Genomic DNA, 21,093 nt, shown 5'->3' on the forward strand with positions numbered 1-21,093 from the left:
TTATATAACATTATATATTGTTATATTAAAGTCCACAGCCAGGATTGTCAATATTATTTTCTGAAATTTCTCAATAATTGTAGACTAGACCTATAAGTGAAAAAATGCCCAAATGAAAAGCCAGAACTTCATTTAAGCTCTGGCTTCGCTGTTCAATCCGCAGACTGACGTCTCTTATTTAAAAAATGCCTTGTCCACATTGTACTTCGATTGTTGTGTATTGATGATATAGGTTTCGTAAATATCTCTTTCCATTGGATCATCGACTACACATACTTCAATTTTATATACTTCGTCTCTGTGATGTTTGATCGGTGAGACATTGTCTTCAAAATGCTTCTTAATTCTCTGTCTTAACTTTCTGGCTTTACCGACAAACAGCAGCTCGTCATGAATGTTATAAAACATAAAGATGCCGCCTTTATCCCGTGGGATCTGGTGAAAGTCGATGAAGCCGTATATCGCCTTTATTTTCGGCTCGTTATCATTAGCTGACTGCTGTCGTTCAGTGATAGTGACATTCGGTGCGGGGATATCAATTTTTATCAAAATCAGTTCACGTCCTCTTTTTCATTAAAGATAAATGCTAACACATACAGAAAAGAAAAGCCAGAACAGCTTTATACTATTTGTTTGTCATGCTCTTACTTATTATGCAAGTGCTCCGGCTGGATCATAAGGGCTAAGGTCTAATTCTGTCTGCTTTCCGAGAACTAGCTTTGCGAGCTCTGCACCCAAGAACGGCCCCATCGTCAGGCCAGAAGCACCCAAACCATTAGCAGCGTACAGGCCTTGAACATTCGGCACGGCCCCTATGACCGGCAGAAATCCCGGTGTAAACGGCCTGAAGCCCACTCTTGTTTCAATGGCAGCGGCATCAGCAAGGCCCGGTGCAACGCCTAACGCTTTGCTCAATACTTCGTGCTGGCCTCCGGCTGTCACACGCAGATCATCAAGACCGGCATCGTTTTCGTGTGTGGCGCCGGCTACAATTCTGCCGTTATCAAACGAAAGAATGTACTGATCACTCGGCGGCATCACAACCGGCCAGAATCCTGTATCTGCATCTGTCATTTCAAAATGCATAATCTGCGCTTTCTGAAAAGACACTTGAAAATGAATGCCAAGAGGCTTCATGATTTCATTGGCCCATGCCCCCGCCGCCACAATCACCGCGTCTGCCGCAAACTGCTTTGTATCTGTTCGCACGCCGGTGACTGTTCCGTTTTCAAAAAGCAGGGATGCATTTCCTTTGATGATCTCTGCGCCGCGTTTCTCCGCAGCGCTTAAAAGCGACCGGCACAGCGCTCTTCCATTCACGCGGGCGGCCCCGCTGATATGAACCGATTCATAGCCATCAGCCAAAATCGGAAACAGTTTTTTCGTCTCGCTCGCGGATAAGCGGGTAATCTCACCGATCTCTGGCGCATCCTCCCGCCTCTTATACGCCCGCTCCTCCATCTTATCGAGCTTCGCCGGATCAGTATGAATGCTGATCGCACCGACACGCTTGTATCCCGTATCTGTTTCTCCGTCCTCTTCCAATTGATGGATTAAATCCGTATAGTACCGTGCTCCTCCCTTTGCAAGCTGGTACCAATCCTGATTACGGCGCTGTGAGAGCCAAGGACAGACGATCCCCGCCGCCGCATCAGTCGCTTGTCCCGGCTCTTTCCGGTCAATGACAGTAACTTGAGCGCCAGATTTTGCGAGATGATAAGCCGTCGAAGCGCCGAGAATTCCTGCGCCGACGATGATGTATGATTTCATATGCAAACACCTTTTCTATTATGATATCTATTCATTTTACCAAATCAAATGCTTTCCTTCGACCTTTTGCCCTAATGTGGAAAAACCGCGAAGTTCGTCCAATCTCTTTACTCTCCTATCGAATATTCTGTCACTATCAATAGAGAAAGGATGATACCATGAGCGAAAATCGTCATGAAAATGAAGAAAACAGACGCGATGCGGCAGTCGCAAAAGTCCAAAACAGCGGTAATGCAAGAGTCGTGGTCAGCGTAAACACAGACCAGGATCAGGCACAGGCTCAGACACAAGACGGAGAAGACTAATGAACGAAAATATCATTCCTATCAACAGACATGCACAAGAGATACCCACTACTGAATCTGCTATCAAAAACAGCGGCAACTCAGAGGTCCATATCGACATTCACATTGATACAATGCCAATTGCTTTTGCTATATTATGCTCCGCATTAGCCGCAAAGCAGATGACAAAAGAGGAATTCGATATGGCTTATACTCAATTGCGAGAGATGAACAGAGAAAATAACAGCAGATCATCTGTAAAGCAAATTATCAACCAGGAAATAGAAGAGGAGTAAAAAACCGCTGGTCCTGCGGCCAGCGGTTTTTCTTCTTCATACAAAAAGGACGCGACTGAAAACCAGTCACGTCCTTTTTTGTGAAACAATTAACCGATTGACCCTTCCATTTCGAACTTAATCAAACGGTTCATTTCTACTGCGTATTCCATTGGAAGCTCTTTTGTGAATGGCTCGATGAAGCCCATTACGATCATTTCTGTCGCTTCTTCTTCAGAAATACCGCGGCTCATCAAGTAGAAGAGCTGTTCTTCAGATACTTTAGACACTTTCGCTTCGTGCTCCAATGAAATGTTATCATTTAAGATTTCATTGTAAGGAATTGTGTCTGACGTTGATTTGTTATCCATAATAAGCGTGTCGCACTCGATGTTAGAGCGGGCGCCTTCCGCTTTGCGTCCGAAGTGGACGATTCCGCGGTACGTTACTTTTCCGCCCTGTTTTGAAATCGATTTTGATACGATTGTGGATGATGTGTTTGGCGCAAGGTGAATCATTTTCGCACCTGCATCCTGATGCTGGCCTTTACCTGCAAGAGCGATAGAAAGCGTCATACCGCGCGCGCCTTCGCCTTTTAGGATACAAGCCGGATATTTCATTGTCAGCTTAGAACCGATGTTGCCGTCGATCCATTCCATTGTTGCGTTTTCTTCACAGATCGTACGCTTCGTTACAAGGTTGTAAACGTTGTTTGCCCAGTTTTGGATCGTTGTATAACGGCAGTAGCCGCCTTTTTTGACGATGATCTCAACAACCGCACTGTGAAGTGAGTTTGTTGTGTAAACAGGCGCAGTACAGCCTTCAACATAATGAACGCTTGCTTCTTCGTCAACAATGATCAGTGTACGTTCGAACTGGCCCATGTTTTCAGAGTTGATACGGAAGTAAGCTTGAAGCGGCGTTTCCACCTTTACGCCTTTAGGCACGTAGATGAAAGATCCGCCGGACCAAACAGCTGAGTTAAGCGCCGCAAACTTGTTATCAGTCGGCGGGATTACTTTTGCCCAGTGCTCACGGAAAATATCTTCATTTTCTTTCAGCGCGCTGTCCGTGTCTTTAAAGACGATGCCTTGCGCTTCAAGATCTTCTTTCATGTTGTGGTATACAACCTCAGATTCGTACTGAGCAGAAACACCCGCAAGGTATTTTTGTTCAGCTTCAGGAATACCGAGCTTGTCGAATGTTTGCTTAATTTCGTCAGGAACTTCATCCCAAGAACGCTCTGAACGCTCAGACGGTTTTACGTAGTACGTAATTTCGTCAAAGTTCAGTGAGTTTAAATCTCCGCCCCATTGAGGCATCGGCATGTTGTAGAAATGCTCAAGTGATTTCAAGCGGAAATCAAGCATCCATTGAGGCTCTTCTTTCATGCGAGAAATTTCTTCTACGATTTCTTTTGTCAATCCGCGCTCTGAACGGAAAATGGAAACGTCCTTGTCGTGAAAACCATACTTGTATTCACCAATATCAGGCATTTTTTTAGCCATCCATTTTCACTCCAATCCTTTTAATTGCCGCCTTCTTCTTTTGCGACTCCTTTTTCAAGTGCTTTCCATGACAGGGTTGCACATTTGATACGGGCAGGGAATTTTGAAACGCCTTGAAGGGCTTCAATATCCCCGAGATCTATAGAATCATCATACTCTTTCCCTTGCATCATATCCGAGAAAATCTTAGACATGGAAAGGGCAGTTTCAATATCTTTCCCTTTAATCGCTTGAGTCATCATCGAAGCGGATGCCATTGAAATGGAACAGCCTTCCCCTTCAAATTTCGCATCTTCCACGATGTCTCCGTCAAGCTTCATTGTCAGCCTGATTCGGTCGCCGCATGTCGGGTTGTTCATATCCACGACGATGCTGTCATTTAAAACCCCTTTATTGCGCGGGTTTTTGTAATGATCCATAATCACCTGTCTGTACAATGTATCTAAGTTCGCATTAAAAGACATTTGTAAAATACTCCTTTGTCTTTTGAAGAGCTTCCACAAGCTTATCAATCTCTTCCTCTGTATTATACAGATAAAAGCTTGCTCTTGCAGTAGCAGTTACATCCAGCCATTTCATCAGCGGCTGCGCGCAATGGTGGCCGGCTCTGACTGCGATTCCCTCCGCATCAAGCACAGTCGCCACATCGTGCGGATGAACATCATCAAGGTTAAATGTAACAAGCCCGGCACGCTCTTTTGGCCCGTAAACCGTTACGCCGTCAAGCTGGCGGAAGCGCTCAAGCGCATAAGCTGCAAGCTTGTGCTCGTAGCGGGAAATCTCATCAAGACCGATTTCTTCGAGAAAATCAATGGCGGCACCGAGACCGATTGCTCCTGCAATAATCGGTGTGCCCGCTTCGAATTTCCACGGAAGCTCTTTCCAAGTTGATTCATAAAGCCCGACAAAGTCGATCATTTCACCGCCGAATTCGGCAGGCTCCATGTTTTCCAGCAGGGCTTTCTTTCCGTACAGCACACCAATACCGGTGGGTCCGCACATTTTGTGGGAAGAAAGCGCAAAGAAGTCGCAATCGAGATCCTGCACGTCAATTTTCATGTGAGGCGAGCTTTGTGCACCGTCCACCACAATGACAGCCCCGTTGTCATGAGCGATTTTCGCCATTTCTTTAATCGGGTTGACCGTGCCGAGAACGTTAGATACATGAGACACTGCAACAATTTTTGTGTTGCTTGTGACCGTTTCTCTGACATCTTCTAAAGAAATCGTTCCGTCTTCCTGCAGCGGAATATATTTTAATGTGGCGCCAGTCGCTTTGACAGCTTGCTGCCACGGAATGATATTCGCATGATGCTCCATGTAGGTGATGACCACTTCATCACCAGGTTTCAGGTTGGCGCGCGCATAGCTTAACGCCACCATATTCAGTGATGTGGTCGTGCCTTTTGTGAAAATAATCTCAGCCATTGACTTCGCGTTAATAAACTTGCGGACTTTTTCACGCGCTCCTTCATAACCGTCTGTCGCTCTGGTTCCAAGTGTATGGACGCCCCGGTGAACATTGGAATTGTATTGGTTATAATACTTATCCAGTGTTTCAATGACAGCACGCGGCTTCTGGGAAGTCGCCGCGCTGTCGAGATAAACGAGATCATGTCCGTTCACTTGCTGATGAAGGATCGGGAACTGTTCACGAATATCTGTGATATTCATTACTTCACTTTCCTTTCGATAACAGAAACCAATTGTTTCTTAACGCCTTCAATCGGAAGTTCATTTACTACCGGTGCAAGGAATCCGTAAATGACTAAGCGTTCTGCTTCTTCTTTCGGAATACCGCGGCTCATCAGGTAGTAAAGCTGAATAGGGTCCACACGGCCGACAGATGCCGCATGTCCTGCAGTTACATCGTCTTCGTCAATTAAAAGAATAGGGTTGGCGTCTCCGCGTGCTTTTTCGCTGAGCATCAGCACACGTGATTCCTGCTCCGCATTCGCTTTAGAAGCGCCATGTTCGATTTTGCCGATTCCGTTAAAGATAGAAGAAGCAGAATCTTTCATTACACCGTGCTTCAAGATATAGCCTTCAGAAGCTTTACCGAAATGGATGATTTGTGTTGTAAAGTTTTCTGTTTGCTCTCCTCTTCCGACAACAACCGTTTTCGTATCGCCGTATGTGCCGTCACCGTAAAGGTTTGTTGTGTTTTCGGAAATCGTGTCGCCGTCGTTCATCAGGCCGAGAGCCCACTCGATTTTGCTGTCGCGTCCGCGCGCAGCGCCGCGGCGATTCACATAAGTTGTCACACCGCTTGACAGATTATCCACCGCACCGTATGTCACGCTGGCATTATCACCTGTGATGACCTCACTGATAATATTGAAGACAGCGTCTTTCGGGTTTACAGTGCTGATATAGTTTTCTACATATGTGACAGAGCTGTGGTCTTCAGCCACAATCAGCACATGGTTGAATAGAGCTGTATCATTGCTTTCGTGGACATAAACAGCCTGAACCGGCGTCTCCACCTCAACATTTTTCGGAACATAAAGGAATGCTCCTCCGTTAACAAGAGCTGCGTGAAGTGCAGTTAACTTATGCTCATCAACCTTCACGCCGTCCTTCATAAAGTATTTCTCCACCAAGTCGCTGTGCTCGCGAGCAGCAGTCAGAATATCAGTGAAGATAACGCCTTTGTCTTTCAATTCCTGAGAAAGTGAAAGGTATGCCGGCGTCTGGTCACGCTGTACGTATAATGTTTTATCTTCGTTTTCAACGTCGATCAGCGCTTTTGCTTCATCAGTCAAATCTTCTAATGAAGAAAGCGGTTCGTTATCAACTGTATGCTTCGCGAAATTTGTGAAGTTCCAGTTTGTGATTTTAGTTTTGTCAGGCTTCGGCATCGGCAGATCCTCAGCTTGTTCAAGAGCCTGTAAGCGCAGGTTTTTCAGCCAGGCAGGTTCTTGATGCTTTTCGGAAAAGCTTTTGAGATACTCCTGATCTACGGATAGTTTTGTATCTAGTGTCATATTAATCCCCCTAACGCTTACGCTTCTTGGCCAACAGTTTCGTCTTCAATGCCAAGTTCTTGTTTGATCCAGTCATAACCTTCTGCTTCAAGACGCTGTGCAAGCTCTGCACCGCCGGATTTAACAACGCGGCCTTGCATCATAACGTGAACAACATCCGGAGTGATGTAGTTTAACAGGCGCTGATAGTGAGTGATCATCAGGCAGCCGAAGTTTTCGCTGCGCATTCTGTTGATCCCTTTAGATACAACTTTCAAAGCGTCAATATCAAGACCTGAGTCGATTTCATCAAGGATGGCGATTTTCGGTTCAATCATCATTAATTGAAGAATTTCGTTGCGTTTTTTCTCCCCGCCTGAGAAGCCTTCGTTAAGATAGCGCTGAGCCATTTCAGGGTCCATTTCAAGGAACTCCATGTTTTCGTCCATTTTGCGGATGAATTTCATAAGAGAAATTTCATCACCTTCTTCTCTGCGCGCGTTGATTGCTGAGCGAAGGAAGTCGGCATTTGTCACACCGCTGATTTCACTTGGGTACTGCATCGCAAGGAATAAGCCTGCCTGCGCACGCTCGTCCACTTCCATCTCCAGTACATCTTTGCCATCAAGCGTGATGCTGCCTTTTGTTACTTCATATTTAGGATGCCCCATAATAGCAGCTGATAAAGTGGATTTACCAGTTCCGTTCGGGCCCATTACTGCGTGGAATTCTCCACCTTTTATTTCAAGGTTTACACCCTTTAAGATCTCTTTCCCTTCGATTTCAACGTGAAGATCTTTGATCGTTAATGTTGAAGCAGCCATATCTATACCTCCAAAATATATAATCATTATTCTCATTTTATTCTCATTCTAATTTTATAACAAATGAAAAGTAAATACAACTTTTTATCGTGCCTCGCACATTCCTCAAGTTTAACAAAGATCAGCACTTTATTAAAGCGATTGAAAAAGAAAAAGAGTGGATTCCCACCCTTTTTTAAAAGATTGATTTTCTCAATAAGCTCCTGCAGAAATCCGCTTGCTTTTTTGATAATCAAGCTCTCTCTGCCGCTCTACTTTCATTCTTGTTTCCAGCCGGCGTCCGTATTCCTCGTATCCAATTCCGTGTGACAGCTGCATCGCTTTTTCCATTTCTGACGTATAATCGAGGTTCAGTCTGTCCTGGCTGCTGCAAATAATGAATCAATCCCTTCATATATTTGCTTTCTATTTTATCAGTGCTGCGTTTGATGCCGCAAAAAGGATATGGCTTGAAATAGCGGCAGATGTGACGAAAGCATCCATTCAGATCAAATGAGAATGGTTTTTCGGAATATTCCTTCTCTTAATGCGTGGTGTTTCCGAATTCCTCAATGCACTGCTGGACAACTGTCACGCCTTGACTGAAGGCCGCGCCGCCTCCAAATGCCGCTGCCACACTGACGGCTTCGAGAATGTTTTCTTCTGTCGCTCCCTGATCAAGACAGCCTTTTGTATGATAGATCATGCAATATTCGTCCTGAGCATTGATGGCGATTCCGAGGGCGATCAGCTGTTTTTCTCTTTCAGTCAGAGAATTCCCGGCAAAGCACTGTTCAGTAAACTCGTTAAATTTCCTTCCCATCAGCGGCATCTTTTGTTCAAATGTGCCTAAACCATGTTTATATTGTTTTAGCGCGTCCTGCATGCTTCCTCTGTCTTGATTCAAAGAAAATCCCTCCATCTGTTTAACATTCCTTTTTATTATGAGCAGCTTTTAGGAAAATACGCGAAAAAACCCCGGATTTCTCATCCGGGGTTTCACCGTGTCAGCAAACCCTCGCATTCGTTGTCAGACTTGCGCGTTGGTGCTCAATGCGAAGTGGATCAACGGCTAAATTCTCAGGCATCCTGCCTAAACGCCGTCGTCATCACATCCTGTGAAAGTCCGCTCCAATGCTCGTCCTTCCTAGACTTCAAGGGTTTTCAATCACGCTGAAAAGAGGACAAAGCCCTAAAACTAATATCGTTTTAGGGCTTTGTCAATAATTGAACCCCGGATTTCTCATCCGGGGTTTCAGACTTATTCAGATACAGGAAGCACAGCTCCGTCGTATTTTTTCTCGATGAAGTCTTTGATCTTTTTAGAGTGAAGAACTTCCATCAGCGCTTTGATTTTTGCAGAATCTTCTTCGCCTTTTCTCACTGCGACGATGTTAGCATATGGGTTGTTTTTCGTTGATTCTACTTCAATTGCATCTTTTTTAGGATTTAATTTATTTTGGATCGCATAGTTTACATTGATGAAGACCGCGTCTCCTTCTTTGTTTTCATATGCTTTTGCCGTTAATTCAGGCGCTACTTTTTTGAATTCAAGGTTTTTCGGGTTTTTCTTAATGTCTTTCAATGTTGCGTCAACGGTTTCCACTTTAGAATCAAGAGTGATTAATCCAGCGTTTTCAAGCATTGCAAGCATACGGCCTTGTTCAGCAACGTTGTTTGTCAGAATGATTGTCGCACCGTCTGGAAGGTCTTTCAGTGATTTGTATGTTTTAGAGTAAATACCAAATGGCTCTAAGTGAACAGCGCCGGCATTCACAAGTTTGTAATCTGTGTTTTCTTTCATTTCTTGCTCAAGGTAAGGAATGTGCTGGAAGTAGTTCGCGTCCACTTCTTTATCAGCTAAAGCTTTATTGTACATTTTGTAATCACTAAGCACTTTCACTTTCAGCGTATAGCCTTTTTCTTTCAGCAATGGTTCAGCTTCTTTTAAAATTTCCGCATGCGGTGTTTTCGTTGCTGCAACGACAATTTCTTTCTTGCCGGATTCAGCGCCGTTATTCGAACCGCAGGCAGCCATAACTCCTGCAAATACAAGCAGTAATGCACCTAAAAATAGCTTTTTCAATGTAAATCCTCCCTTATCGTTTGTCTATAATATTTGTTATTAAATCACCGATGATTTGAATAATAAATACGATGATTAAAATAAACACAGTCGCAACGAAGGTAACATCAGCGTTATTAGACTGATATCCTTCTACGTACGCAAGGTTTCCAAGGCCTCCTGAACCAATGGCTCCGGCAATTGCCGTTGAGCCGATCAAAGCGATGGCTGTAACCGTAATGCCAGAAATAAGAGCCGGCATTGATTCCGGAATCAGCACTTTGAAAATAATCGTAGACGTTTTCGCGCCCATTGATTTAGCAGCTTCAATCACACCTTTATCCACCTCACGCAGCGCGATTTCAACAAGACGTGCGTAAAATGGTGCCGAGCCGATGACCAGCGCCGGCAATGCGGCGTTTGGCCCTAAGATCGTGCCAACTAAAAACTTCGTAAACCCTAATAGTAAAATAATTAAAATAAGGAACGGAATCGATCTGAATATGTTAACAACGGCCGCAATCACAGAGTTGACCGCTTTATTCTGCCAGAGGCTTCCTTTGCTCGTCAGAAAGAGCAGCAAGCCGAGGATGACCCCGATGACAAAAGCAAACAGTAAAGAAATCAGCGTCATATAAAGTGTTTCATATGTCGCGTTCCATAATTCAGTTAAATCAACGTTCGGGAAGTATTTTTCAAACATTCGTGATCACCTCTGCTTTCACCTGTTTGTCATTAATGAACCGGATCACGTTTTGCACTTCTTCCTCGTCTCCGTCAATGTGGATGAACAGTGAACCGTAAGCTCCATCCTTCGTCTGCGAAATTTTCCCTTGCAGAATATTGACGCTGACATTGAAGTTTCTGATCATCTCTGTAATCAGAGGCTGTTCAGCTGACTCACCGACAAATGTGAGCTGAACCATTTTTCCTGATGCTGTATCATCAAGAAGGTGCTGAAGCGTTTCTTTCGTTTCTTCTGGCTCTGTCACCTGTTGAACAAATCGTTTTGTCATTTGTTCCTTTGGATTTTTGAAGACGTCGAGAACCTCGCCTTCTTCGACCACCTTACCGTTTTCCATGACGGCGACTCTGTTGCAGATTTTGCGGATGACATGCATTTCGTGCGTAATCAGCACAATCGTCAAACCGAGTCTTTCATTAATATCGGACAATAGATCCAGAATTGAATCTGTCGTTTGCGGATCTAATGCTGATGTCGCTTCGTCACAAAGGAGAACCTTCGGATTGTTTGCAAGCGCTCTGGCAATTCCGACACGCTGCTTCTGACCGCCGCTCAGCTGGGACGGATATGATTTTTCTTTTCCTTCTAAACCTACCAGTTTAATCAGTTCATTGGCGCGCTTGATCCGCTCGCTCTTTTTCACCCCGGCAATTTCTAAAGGAAACATGATATTATCTCTGACAGTCCGCGACCAAAGCAAATTGAAATGCTGGAAAATCATACTGATCTCATGGCGTGCTTTTCTTAAACCGCGTCCATTTACTTCATTAATCTTTGTTCCCGCCACTTCCACGGTTCCTAAGGTTGGTTTCTCAAGGCCGTTCAGCAGACGGATTAAGGAACTCTTACCAGCTCCGCTATATCCTATAATTCCAAAAATCTCACCTTTTTTAATGGAAAGCGAGACATTTTGGACAGCATTGACATCTCCATGTTTCGACTTGTAAACTTTTGAAACATCCTGAAGATTGATCAAAGCAATCACCTGCCTTAACACTATTCTAAGAAATCTTCCGGTTTTTTCTGCAAAAGAAAAGCCTTTCTGCACACTTGAGCAGAAAGGCTTATATAAAATGCCTTTCTCTCATCTTTCAAAGCTGAACGCTTCGTGTGAATTGGCACCATTTCAACAGTGTTGATGGTTGCCGGGCTTCATAGGGCACTTCCCTCCACCTCTCTTGATAAGAGAAATATATAGTCTTTTTCGTCCGGAAATTCTTAATGTAGAATAGCACGGCGAATGATTAAATGTCAATAAAATAAATGATGACAACTTTTACTATTATAATAATTTATTATTTTTCAATTCTTAGAAATCCTCTGAAAAAATCCATTTGTCAGCCAGAGAATGGCTTCTAGCTTTAACAGGGCCCTGAATGACCCCTTTACTTTGAGGCTTCCGCTCTGAATCAAGTGCTGAAGGGAAATGTCTCCGTGCAATAAATCAATAATTTCCGTTTGATTTCCGTAAAAGGTCAGGTTGGACGTTTGGGGCGGAGAAACTTTTTTCATTTCTCCCTGTTCGTTTATTGAGACGGTTAAGGCTTCTGCTTCTCCTTGAAAGGTAATGAGCAATGTTGAGGCATTCAAAAGGGGTTTTAAAAACAGATGCTGATACTCATCTTCTAAAACTTCCGCTTTCTCCATATGTACAACCTCCTATTTGTTGGTCATACATACACATTTCTCTCTCTGTCGCAAGAACCCCTTTATAAAACGAACGACAATTTCGTTGGATATGCTGAGAAATATGTCATAATTGGGATGCGGAAGATGATTTTTGTTTGATCAGCTCATATAAATAAGAAACGGAATGAAACGCATATCCTCTTTCGACCACCTTTCCGCCTTTAAACAGCAGAAAACAAGGGACACTTTCAATTTGATATGCTTTTGCAAATGTCGGAGAGTAATTGACATTGTTTTGATAGAAGGCGACATCAGGCAGCATTTCTTTCACCACTGTCAGCATTTTGCTTGCAAGCTGGCAGGTGCCGCAAAACGGAGTATATAAATATAGAAGGTACACATCATCTTCAATGTGATCAATTTCGTGTTCTTGGAGTTCTTTCATGCTATACACCTCGTGACTTTCTTTCAAGAAAAATAGTATGGACATTCAGATTCGCACGCAGCAAGACAGAGGCGACATGGTGCCTGGGCGCAGCCGCTACTTCCTTATAGGCTCTGTCGATATGGAGATGGCAGGCTTCATTAAATTCACGCTTCAGCTGTTTTCTCAATTTCTCGCCTGATTCATCAGCATCAACTAATATATAGACGTCTTTATCATAAAGCTCGTCAGCCAATTCCTCAAGCTTCAGCTGGCTGATTGTTCCGTTTGTGCAGATAATGCGCACCGGTTCATTCAGGACGCTTTCGATTTTCTCTTTATCTGATTTCCCCTCGACAATCATAACCTTTTCCAGCTCATCCATCTTCTTCACCTGCCGCGTCAAATTTGAAACGTTCAGATTGTAAAAGAAGGCAGTGAAATTCACCGCCAACATTTAACACCAGCCGTTTTCGTAGTCACAATCTACATATTTTGCGTCGTCACCAGAGACCACATCGGCTGTCTTATAAAACTTCTCATTTTCAAAGGAATAACCGGACTTAAGCTCATATTCATTCATGCTTGTCATTTGGCCGATCATCTCATTATCATGATATAATGAGAGCCGGCCATTTTGAAAGCGGCCTGTCACGTCGTTGGTGACATCGAGCTTTTGTTTGTCGAAAGCCATATTGGACACCTCCCATAACGTTAGCGTGTCCAATTGCTTTTACGGCTATCCTGTTTTAGTCTTCTTGTGTCATCTCTTCGTATTGCTCTGCTGTCATCAGTTTTTCAATTTCAGAAGCGTCAGTCGGCTCAACGACGATCATCCATGCTTTTTCGTACGGAGATTCGTTGACGAATTCCGGACTGTCATCAAGATCTTCGTTTACTTCCACAACAGTTCCGTTAATCGGCGCATAAAGCTCAGATACCGTTTTAACGGATTCAACACTGCCGAATGGCTCGTCCGCTTTGATTTCAGCGCCCACTTCAGGAAGTTCGACAAACACGATGTCGCCTAGCTCGGACTGGGCAAAATGCGTAATTCCGATTCTGGCTTTTTCTCCTTCAACTTTTACCCATTCGTGTTCTCCTGAGTAACGCAAATCTTTTGGTATGCTCAATTGAATCCCTCCATTTTTTACAGCACTACAATAAGAAGATACCACACTTTTCAAAAAAAATTTACATTAAGCCCAGTTTTCTTCAAATTGGTCTTCTTTAAATCCGACAGTCACTTTTTCGCCGTCTGTTGTAAGCGGGCGTTTGATCAGCATTCCGTCTGAAGCCAGCAGTTCGAGCTGTTCGTCCTCTGACATGTGATACAGCTTTTCCTTGAGGTTGAGCTCGCGGTATTTCATGCCACTCGTGTTGAAAAATTTCTTGAGATCCAGCCCGCTTTTTTCATAAAGCGCTTTTAATTCTTCTTTGCTTGGCGGCTGCTCAGCAATATGTATTTCGTTTATTTCTTTCCCATGCTCTTCAAGCCACTTCTTTGCTTTGCGGCACGTTCCGCATTTAGGGTACCAGTAAAAAGTTAACGACATCTTCTTCCCCCTCAATAAAATAATCGAGGTTATTTTAACACAGTTTGTTTTAAAAACCTAAAACAGTGCTTCTTAAAAAAGAGCTCCGCGCATGCGGAGCTCATGGCCAATCAGACAATATATTTCTCAGCCTCAAAAATGCCTGCCGCCGCCTCGCGTTTTTTCTGAATCACGTTTTTAGGCGTTACGCGTGTCAGCTTTCGCAGAGCGGAAAGCATCATGCGGAGGGAGTCTCCTTCTTCCATGGCGATAAGGGATTCCTTCGCATGCGCTTCAATTTCGTTAAAGGCTTCTTGAACGAAAATTTCTGTGTACAGCACCTTTTGCGCAGCTTTTTCAGCGCCTTGTGCTGCAATGGCCTTTTCCGTTCTGAGCACGGCCGATTCCATTGCGTATACATTGCTGACAATATCCGCGACGTTCACGAGAATTTCTTGCTCATGATCGATGGCTTTTCCGTATTTTTGCGCAGCTAGGCCGGCGGCAAACAACGCAATTTTTTTCGCTTGCTTAACGATATATTTCTCTTGCTCTAAGACGCCGCTTCCAGGCTCTTCAGGCATAAGCATCATGAGTTCTTCCTGCAGCGACTGCGCTTTTTCAAATAGAGGCAGCTCGCCTTTTAGCGCTTTTTTCAGGAAAGTGCTTGGCACGATTAATCGGTTGATTTCGTTTGTGCCTTCAAAAATTCGATTGATCCTTGAATCCCTATACGCTCTTTCTACTTCGTACTCCTGCATAAAGCCGTAGCCTCCATGAATCTGAACGCCTTCATCAACAATATAATCAAGCGTTTCAGAGCCAAACACCTTATTCAGAGAGCATTCGATGGCGTATTCCGCAATTGACTTGGCGATTTGCCGGCCGTCCTTGAGATCTTCGGCCGTGAACTGGCTCATATTGTCTTCAAACAGCCCGACGGTTCTGTATACAGAGCTTTCCATCGCATACAGCCTTGAGGCCATTGTCCCGATTTTTTCCTGTGTCAATGAAAAACCTGCAATCGGGGTTTTAAATTGGCGGCGCTGATTTGCGTATGCCGCAGACAGCTCGATGACCCGTTTAGATGCGCCAATTGTGCCAACCGCCAGTTTGTAGCGGCCAATGTTTAAAATATTAAAGGCGATGACATGCCCTTTGCCGATTTCTCCGAGCAGGTTTTCCTTCGGCACTTCAGCTTGATCCAAAATGAGGGTCCTCGTCGATGATCCTTTGATTCCCATTTTCTTTTCTTCCGGTCCCGTGGAGACACCCGGGAACTCTTTTTCTACAATAAAGGCTGAAAACTTGTCGCCATCCACTTTAGCGTAAACCACAAAAACATCGGCAAAAGCAGAGTTGGTAATCCACTGTTTTTCCCCAGTTAATACATAATGCGTTCCTGCTTCGTTCAGCACGGCTGTTGTTTTTGCTCCAAGTGCATCAGACCCAGAGCCAGGCTCAGTCAGAGCATAAGCCGCGATCTTTTCGCCTGAAGCGAGGCCAGGCAAATATTTTTTCTTTTGTTCTTCTGATCCGAAAAAGACGATCGGCAAGGAACCGATGCCGACATGCGCGCCATAGGAAAGAGAAAAGCTTCCCGCACGAGAAAATTTCTCAGTGATGAGCGCCGAGCTGATCTTATCTAGGCCGAGCCCGCCGTATTCTTCCGGCACATCGGCGCCAAGCAGCCCTAGTTCGCCCGCTTTCTTCAACAGTCTGACAGAATGCTCAAATTGATGGTTTTCGATGTCATCTATATGAGGGAGAACATCTTGCTCGATATAATCCTCTGTTGTTTTCGCAATCATTTTATGCTCGTCAGTGAAATCCTCCGGTGTATACATTTGATCGTATGTGACATCCTCGATTAAGAATCCGCCGCCTTTTAGTACGTCAGCCGTTTTTTTTGCCATTTGTTTTTCCCCCTTTAGCATAATTCAAATACACCGGCCGCTCCCATCCCGCCGCCGATACACATGGTCACGACTCCAAATTGCTCGTTTCTCCGTTTCATTTCATGGATGAGTGAGAGTGTAAGCTTTGTGCCCGTACAGCCAAGCGGGTGCCCAAGCGCGATTGCGCCCCCGTTGACATTCACTTTTTCTTCATCAATTCCCAATTCTCTGATCACTTGAATGGCCTGTGAGGCAAAAGCTTCGTTCAATTCAAACAAGCCGATGTCCTGCAGCTGAAGGCCGGCAAGCTTCAAAGCGCGTGGAATCGCTTCCACCGGCCCGATTCCCATGACTTCCGGCGGCACGCCGCCTACTGCAAAGGAGCGGAATTTCACAAGCGGGGCCAGGCCAAGAGCATCGGCTTTTTCCCGGTCCATCAGCATGACAGCCGCCGCTCCGTCACTCGTCTGCGAGGAGTTGCCCGCGGTCACCGTTCCGTCAACGGAAAAAGCCGGGCGCAATGTCGCTAAGATGTCTGCAGTCGTTTGCGGGCGAACACCTTCATCCTGAGAAAACACGAATTGTTTTTCCTGCGGCTTATGGTTTTCTCCGATTTCTGTCACCGTCACTTCGACAGGTACAATCTCATCTTTAAATTTCCCTTCTGCAAGGGCTTTAGCGGCGTTTTGATGGCTGCGAACGGCAAACGCATCTTGATCCTCACGGGAGACGCCGTATTTTCTCGCAACCTGCTCGGCTGTATGGCCCATGCTCATATAATATTCCGGTGCCTGTTCTGCCAAAGCAAGGTTCGGCCGGGTGACATGCCCCATCATCGGCACCTGTGACATGGATTCTGCTCCGCCAGCAATCGCTGTATCGTAGGCGCCGAGCATAATTTTTTCTGCCGCATATGCAATAGACTGAAGGCCGGATGAGCAATACCGGTTGACTGTAATCGCCGGAACCGTGTATGGCAATCCCGCGAGCGCCCCGATATTTCTCGCCATATTAAGCCCCTGTTCCGCTTCAGGTGTTGCACAGCCGATAATCAAGTCATCAATATTGCCTTCGTAGCCGCCTGCCCGTTTCAGCGTTTCTTTTACGCAAATCGCTCCCAAATCATCCGGGCGAACGGTGGCCAACGATCCTTTTTTTGCTTTCCCAACCGGTGTTCTTGCACCTGATACAATGACTGCCTCTTTCATAAGCTCCCTCCTAATTCCGTAAAGGTTTACCTTTCACAAGCATATGCTGCATTCTCGCTTGAGATTTTGCCTCTCCCGCTAAACTCAAAAACGCTTCTCTTTCGATCTCCAATAAATACTCTTCATCAACCTCTGTACCGAACGGCACTTTTCCGCCCGCAATGACATAAGCGAGTTTTTTCGCAATCTTGAAATCATGCTCAGATATATAGCCAGACAGTTTCATCTGCTCAGCGCCAAGCAAGAGTGCTGCATAACCGGTTTCTCCCGGCACCTTGACCTTTTCTTTTACAGGCGGCCGCCAGCCGGTATCGTATAAGGATGCGGCCAGCTGCTTCGCATCATACAGCAGGTGGTCTTGATTCACGCTGATGTGGTCCGTTTCTTTTAAAATGTTCATCTCACGAGCCTCTTGGGCGGAAGCGGAAACCTTCGCCATCGCAATTGTTTCAAATGTTTTCATTGCCGCATTCATCGGATCATGGCCGCGGCGAAGATGATTGATGTACAGCTCTTTGTTTCCCCCTCCGCCAGGGATGAGGCCGACACCGGATTCTACAAGTCCCATATAGGCTTCGCTTGCCGCTTGAGTGCGAGCCGCAGGCAGGCATACTTCCGTTCCTCCGCCGAGCGTCATGCCAAATGGCGCGGCGACGACCGGTTTCGCACTGTATTTGATCTTCATCATCGTCTCCTGAAAACGGCGTATCACAAAATCAACTTCCAAAAAGTTGTCATCTTGGACTTCCATTAAGATCATGGCGAGATTTGCGCCGACGCAGAAATTTTTCCCTTGGTTGCCGATGACAAGGCCCTTGTAATTCCGTTCTGTTTCCTCTAATCCTTTGTGGATCATTTGAATGATATCGAGGCCGATCGCATTGCTTTTCGAATGAAATTCAAGAAGGGCCACATCATCTCCAAGGTCAATTAAGCTTGCTCCGCTGTTTTTCGCAATCACGCCTTTTGTTTCTTTAAGTGCTTGTAAATGAATTCGTTTTTTGTTTTCTTTCACGGCTCTGTATTCGCCGCGGTCATAATAAAATACCGTTCCGTTCTCTTTGATGTAGAAGGTTTCATTTCCTTTGTCCAGCATCTCTTTTATCCAGCCAGGCATATCTGCTCCAAGCTGCTCAAGCTTTTCCGCTGACTGCCTGAGGCCGATGGCGTCCCACATTTCAAAAGGCCCCAGTTCCCAGCCGAACCCCCACTTCATGGCTTGGTCAATCGCATGAATATCATCGGCAATCTCACCAAGCAGCTCGGCTGAGTAAAGCAGGGTTTGAGAAGTGATATTCCACAGCAATCGGCCGGCCCTGTCATCCGAATAAATAAGCGCTTTCATTTTGGCTTTTGTCCCTTTTGCCTGTTTTGCCGCTTCAAGTGCCGGTGTTTTCATTTTTGTCCGCTCGCCATAAGTAAGCGTCACTGGGTCAAGCTCATAAATAATTTTTCCTTCTTTTTTATAAAAGCCTTGGCTGGCCTTACTTCCGATCCACCCTTTTTCCAGCATATCGTTCATGAAGCTTGGAAGGCGAAACACTTCTTTCTCATCGCCATCGGCTTTGTCATACACATTTCGGGCAACGTGGGCGAATGTATCGAGGCCGACAACATCAAGCGTTCTGAAGGTCGCGCTTTTCGGCCTGCCGATCAGCGGACCTGTGATCGAATCAACCTCTCCGACCTGATAGCCGCCTTTCAGCATTTCTTGGACTGTCACGAGAAGCCCGAATGTTCCGATTCGGTTTGCGATAAAGTTCGGTGTGTCCTTTGCTGTAACAACGCCTTTACCGAGGACATTTTCTCCGAAAGCTGTCATAAACTTTAAAATATCAGGATCCGTTTCCTTAATCGGAATGATCTCCAGCAGCTTTAAATAGCGTGCGGGATTAAAAAAATGCGTTCCAAGAAAATGGGCTTTAAAATCATACGACCGGCCTTCAGCCATTTCCTGCACTGATATGCCGGATGTGTTGCTTGAGACGATGCTTCCAGTCTTTCGATGTTCATCCACAAGAGCGAAAATTTTCTTTTTGACTTCAAGGTTTTCGACAACGACCTCAATAATCCAATCTGCTTCTTTCAGTTTTTCTGCATCATCCTCCAGATTGCCCGGTGTAATATAGGAGGTGTTTTTCGCTGAGGTGAGGGGAGCGGGCTTTTGTTTCAGCAGTTTTTTCACCGCCTGCCGGCTAAGCCTGCTGCGCACCTCCGGACTGTCCTTCGTCAGCCCCTTTTTTTCCTCTTCCTTTGTCAAATCGTTCGGCACAATATCTAGCAGCAGGACAGGAATTCCGATGTTAGCCAAATGCGCCGCAATCCCGGAACCCATTACCCCCGATCCTAAAACGGCTGCCTTCCGAATGTGTTTGTGCATGAGATATCCCCCTTGAACATTGAATGAATAGTCATTCATTTTTTGACTAAAAAAAATGAAACCCGTTTCTTCTTTCATCTTAAAAGATTTCTGGTTCGACTTCAATAGCTAATTTGTTTTTTTGTATGAAGCCTATAAAAGACGGGTAACTTAATCCCGGAGGTGAAGGGAATGGTGCGAGAGAAAAAAAATCCGTCTTCTGCGGCAGTCAGCGCGGCGAGCGTAAAGGGAGATGCCGGTCCGACTCAGCATTACGGCGGCGGAAAACGGACAAGTCAAAATCAGCAGTATAAAAAACATAACATGGAACAATCATAATGCAGCTGCTTCCCGCGGCTGCTTTCACTTTTTCAGAATTCCTTTTAATACAAATGCTGCATTGGCGGGCCGTTCGGCAATTCTTCTCATAAAGTAGCTGAACCAGTCTGTTCCATATGGGACATACACACGCATTCTGTAGCCTTCTTTCGCGAGTTCCTTCTGACGCTCTGGCCTGATGCCGTATAGCATTTGAAACTCAAATTGCGATGCGGGGATTTGATGTTCGTCGACGAGCTTTTTCGTATATGCAATAATGTCATCGTCATGTGTGGCGACAGCCGTGTAGTTCCCGCTTAATAGCTGCAGCTTTATTAAGCTCTGAAAATGCAGGTCTGTTCCTTTTTTGTCAGGAAACGCTACAGCCGCAGATTCTTTATAAGCGCCTTTCACAAGTCTGAGATTCGGCTTTACGTCACGCATCTTTCTAATATCTTCTGCCGCTCTGTACAGATACGCCTGAATGACCGTGCCAAGCTTCTCAAATTCCTGTTTGCATTGCCTGTAAATAGAAAGTGTCTGTTCATAATGAGAATAGTCTTCCATATCAATGGTCACAGCAACATTATATTGCTTCGCAACGGAAAGAATGGCGCGCAAATGAGTAAGAGCAAGTTCTTCTGAAAGATCGAGCCCGATTGAGGTCAGTTTAAGTGAAAGCTCCGACTCCAATTGATGTTCGGCAATGGCTTGAATGGCTTTCTTGCATTCCTCTGCGACCTGGTTCGCTTCTTTTTCCGAAGCTGCATACTCGCCTAAATAATCAATTGTTGCACACAAACCGGATCTGTTTAGCCTTTTGACGGTCTTAACTGCCGATTCAATCGTATCCCCTGCGACAAATCTTCGTGCTCCAAGCCTCTTTCCATATGCTTTTGCGAACTTGGTAAGCGTTTTATTTTGAGATAAAAATAAAAACACATGTCTCAACATCCGACTCCCTCCCGCCATCATCTTCAAAACACCTGTATACAACTCCCAGTCTGAAGGAAACTATAAAATGAACTGAAATCAAAGGAGGATCACAATGGACAATCAGCAGCAATCTCAAATGCCGCCTTCCGTTATTTCAACAAAGGATCATTTGTATCTCAATGACATGCTGAACTGGAATTTGCTCGCGATGAAAAAAGCTCATTTCATGGCGCAGCAGTGCCAGGATCAAACGTTAAAGCAAGAACTCGATCGCGTCGGACACATGCATCATGATCACTATCAAAGAATATTAAAGTACCTGCAGCCAGGGCAGCAGCAGTCCGGCTACATTCAATAAGGAGGCGTCAGA

The 21,093-nt window shown here is 45.1% G+C and carries 26 protein-coding genes and 1 riboswitch; of the genes, 4 read left to right on the top strand and 22 right to left on the bottom strand.

Annotation, left to right across the window (positions count from 1 at the left end; translation table 11 throughout):
- Window positions 1–174 precede the first annotated feature (174 nt).
- Together MY9_RS16425 and MY9_RS16430 are read right to left on the bottom strand one after the other, a co-directional pair.
- Window positions 175–549 (bottom strand): nucleotide excision repair endonuclease, encoded by a 375-nt coding sequence (locus tag MY9_RS16425; protein WP_040081896.1) that lies wholly within the window; start codon window positions 547–549, stop codon window positions 175–177.
- A 102-nt stretch (window positions 550–651) separates the two neighbouring features.
- On the bottom strand, window positions 652–1,770 hold the full coding sequence (locus MY9_RS16430) for an NAD(P)/FAD-dependent oxidoreductase (RefSeq protein ID WP_014665299.1): 1,119 nt from the start codon (window positions 1,768–1,770) through the stop codon (window positions 652–654).
- A 158-nt stretch (window positions 1,771–1,928) separates the two neighbouring features.
- On the opposite strand from MY9_RS16430, the gene sspG reads away from it, so the two are divergent.
- A complete protein-coding gene (gene sspG, locus MY9_RS16435; protein ID WP_014665300.1) occupies window positions 1,929–2,075 on the top strand; it encodes an acid-soluble spore protein SspG in 147 nt (48 codons plus the stop codon).
- A complete protein-coding gene (locus MY9_RS16440; RefSeq protein ID WP_014665301.1) occupies window positions 2,075–2,350 on the top strand; it encodes a hypothetical protein in 276 nt (91 codons plus the stop codon). The genes sspG and MY9_RS16440 overlap by 1 nt, the downstream gene beginning before the upstream one ends.
- Before the next feature lie 89 nt (window positions 2,351–2,439).
- Here the strand turns inward: MY9_RS16440 and sufB are convergent, their stop codons facing one another.
- The 19 genes from sufB to MY9_RS16535 form a co-directional block, all read right to left on the bottom strand.
- The gene (gene sufB / locus MY9_RS16445) at window positions 2,440–3,837 is read right to left on the bottom strand and encodes a Fe-S cluster assembly protein SufB (protein WP_003240854.1); all 1,398 of its coding nucleotides are present in this window, start codon (window positions 3,835–3,837) and stop codon (window positions 2,440–2,442) included.
- A 20-nt stretch (window positions 3,838–3,857) separates the two neighbouring features.
- Window positions 3,858–4,301, bottom strand: a complete 444-nt coding sequence (gene sufU, locus MY9_RS16450; protein WP_003222809.1) for a Fe-S cluster assembly sulfur transfer protein SufU — start codon at window positions 4,299–4,301, stop codon at window positions 3,858–3,860.
- Entirely contained in the window at window positions 4,291–5,511 is a 1,221-nt protein-coding gene (gene sufS, locus MY9_RS16455) for a cysteine desulfurase SufS (RefSeq protein WP_014665302.1), read from the bottom strand. Before sufS ends, sufU begins: the two co-directional genes overlap by 11 nt.
- Window positions 5,511–6,824, bottom strand: coding sequence for a Fe-S cluster assembly protein SufD (sufD, locus tag MY9_RS16460; RefSeq protein ID WP_014665303.1), 1,314 nt, complete (start codon window positions 6,822–6,824; stop codon window positions 5,511–5,513). Before sufD ends, sufS begins: the two co-directional genes overlap by 1 nt.
- Window positions 6,825–6,841: 17 nt before the next feature.
- A complete protein-coding gene (gene sufC / locus MY9_RS16465) occupies window positions 6,842–7,627 on the bottom strand; it encodes a Fe-S cluster assembly ATPase SufC (protein ID WP_003327022.1) in 786 nt (261 codons plus the stop codon).
- A gap of 192 nt (window positions 7,628–7,819) precedes the next feature.
- Window positions 7,820–7,957, bottom strand: a complete 138-nt coding sequence (locus MY9_RS16470; RefSeq protein ID WP_014665305.1) for a hypothetical protein — start codon at window positions 7,955–7,957, stop codon at window positions 7,820–7,822.
- 193 nt (window positions 7,958–8,150) lie between these two features.
- Window positions 8,151–8,528 (bottom strand): carboxymuconolactone decarboxylase family protein, encoded by a 378-nt coding sequence (locus MY9_RS16475; RefSeq protein ID WP_014477920.1) that lies wholly within the window; start codon window positions 8,526–8,528, stop codon window positions 8,151–8,153.
- A gap of 339 nt (window positions 8,529–8,867) precedes the next feature.
- Window positions 8,868–9,692, bottom strand: a complete 825-nt coding sequence (metQ, locus tag MY9_RS16480; RefSeq protein WP_014665307.1) for a methionine ABC transporter substrate-binding lipoprotein MetQ — start codon at window positions 9,690–9,692, stop codon at window positions 8,868–8,870.
- Between the two features lie 13 nt (window positions 9,693–9,705).
- Window positions 9,706–10,374 carry a methionine ABC transporter permease MetP gene (gene metP, locus MY9_RS16485; protein WP_003228593.1) on the bottom strand — a complete coding sequence of 223 codons (669 nt, stop codon included), beginning with the start codon at window positions 10,372–10,374 and terminating at the stop codon, window positions 9,706–9,708.
- Window positions 10,367–11,392 carry a methionine ABC transporter ATP-binding protein MetN gene (metN, locus tag MY9_RS16490; protein ID WP_041521532.1) on the bottom strand — a complete coding sequence of 342 codons (1,026 nt, stop codon included), beginning with the start codon at window positions 11,390–11,392 and terminating at the stop codon, window positions 10,367–10,369. Before metN ends, metP begins: the two co-directional genes overlap by 8 nt.
- 105 nt (window positions 11,393–11,497) lie before the next feature.
- A riboswitch (SAM riboswitch) is annotated at window positions 11,498–11,604 on the bottom strand.
- Window positions 11,605–11,718: 114 nt separating this feature from the next.
- Window positions 11,719–12,063 (bottom strand): SCP2 sterol-binding domain-containing protein, encoded by a 345-nt coding sequence (locus tag MY9_RS16495; RefSeq protein ID WP_014665309.1) that lies wholly within the window; start codon window positions 12,061–12,063, stop codon window positions 11,719–11,721.
- Window positions 12,064–12,169: 106 nt separating this feature from the next.
- Window positions 12,170–12,490 (bottom strand): thioredoxin family protein, encoded by a 321-nt coding sequence (locus MY9_RS16500; RefSeq protein WP_014665310.1) that lies wholly within the window; start codon window positions 12,488–12,490, stop codon window positions 12,170–12,172.
- A gap of 1 nt (window position 12,491) precedes the next feature.
- Window positions 12,492–12,854 carry a toprim domain-containing protein gene (locus MY9_RS16505; protein WP_041521423.1) on the bottom strand — a complete coding sequence of 121 codons (363 nt, stop codon included), beginning with the start codon at window positions 12,852–12,854 and terminating at the stop codon, window positions 12,492–12,494.
- Window positions 12,855–12,926: 72 nt separating this feature from the next.
- Complete coding sequence (locus tag MY9_RS16510; RefSeq protein WP_003228581.1) at window positions 12,927–13,163, bottom strand: YusG family protein; 237 nt, start codon at window positions 13,161–13,163, stop codon at window positions 12,927–12,929.
- 55 nt (window positions 13,164–13,218) lie between these two features.
- The gene (gene gcvH, locus MY9_RS16515) at window positions 13,219–13,602 is read right to left on the bottom strand and encodes a glycine cleavage system protein GcvH (RefSeq protein ID WP_014665312.1); all 384 of its coding nucleotides are present in this window, start codon (window positions 13,600–13,602) and stop codon (window positions 13,219–13,221) included.
- Window positions 13,603–13,668: 66 nt separating this feature from the next.
- Window positions 13,669–14,025, bottom strand: coding sequence for an arsenate reductase family protein (locus MY9_RS16520; RefSeq protein ID WP_003222779.1), 357 nt, complete (start codon window positions 14,023–14,025; stop codon window positions 13,669–13,671).
- Window positions 14,026–14,135: 110 nt separating this feature from the next.
- Complete coding sequence (gene fadE, locus MY9_RS16525; protein WP_014665313.1) at window positions 14,136–15,920, bottom strand: acyl-CoA dehydrogenase FadE; 1,785 nt, start codon at window positions 15,918–15,920, stop codon at window positions 14,136–14,138.
- Window positions 15,921–15,934: 14 nt separating this feature from the next.
- Window positions 15,935–17,110: an acetyl-CoA C-acetyltransferase gene (locus MY9_RS16530; RefSeq protein ID WP_014665314.1), complete on the bottom strand. Its 1,176-nt coding sequence runs from the start codon at window positions 17,108–17,110 to the stop codon at window positions 15,935–15,937.
- 10 nt (window positions 17,111–17,120) lie between these two features.
- Window positions 17,121–19,490, bottom strand: a complete 2,370-nt coding sequence (locus tag MY9_RS16535) for a 3-hydroxyacyl-CoA dehydrogenase/enoyl-CoA hydratase family protein (protein ID WP_014665315.1) — start codon at window positions 19,488–19,490, stop codon at window positions 17,121–17,123.
- A gap of 171 nt (window positions 19,491–19,661) precedes the next feature.
- Between MY9_RS16535 and MY9_RS16540 the strand changes: the two genes are divergently transcribed.
- Window positions 19,662–19,808, top strand: coding sequence for a YuzL family protein (locus tag MY9_RS16540; protein ID WP_003240817.1), 147 nt, complete (start codon window positions 19,662–19,664; stop codon window positions 19,806–19,808).
- Between the two features lie 24 nt (window positions 19,809–19,832).
- Here the strand turns inward: MY9_RS16540 and MY9_RS16545 are convergent, their stop codons facing one another.
- On the bottom strand, window positions 19,833–20,741 hold the full coding sequence (locus tag MY9_RS16545) for a proline dehydrogenase family protein (RefSeq protein WP_014665316.1): 909 nt from the start codon (window positions 20,739–20,741) through the stop codon (window positions 19,833–19,835).
- Window positions 20,742–20,835: 94 nt separating this feature from the next.
- Between MY9_RS16545 and MY9_RS16550 the strand changes: the two genes are divergently transcribed.
- The gene (locus MY9_RS16550) at window positions 20,836–21,081 is read left to right on the top strand and encodes a hypothetical protein (RefSeq protein WP_014665317.1); all 246 of its coding nucleotides are present in this window, start codon (window positions 20,836–20,838) and stop codon (window positions 21,079–21,081) included.
- The last annotated feature ends 12 nt before the right edge of the window (window positions 21,082–21,093 follow it).

It is taken from the genome of Bacillus sp. JS (genome assembly GCF_000259365.1).
Classification (GTDB): domain Bacteria; phylum Bacillota; class Bacilli; order Bacillales; family Bacillaceae; genus Bacillus; species Bacillus stercoris.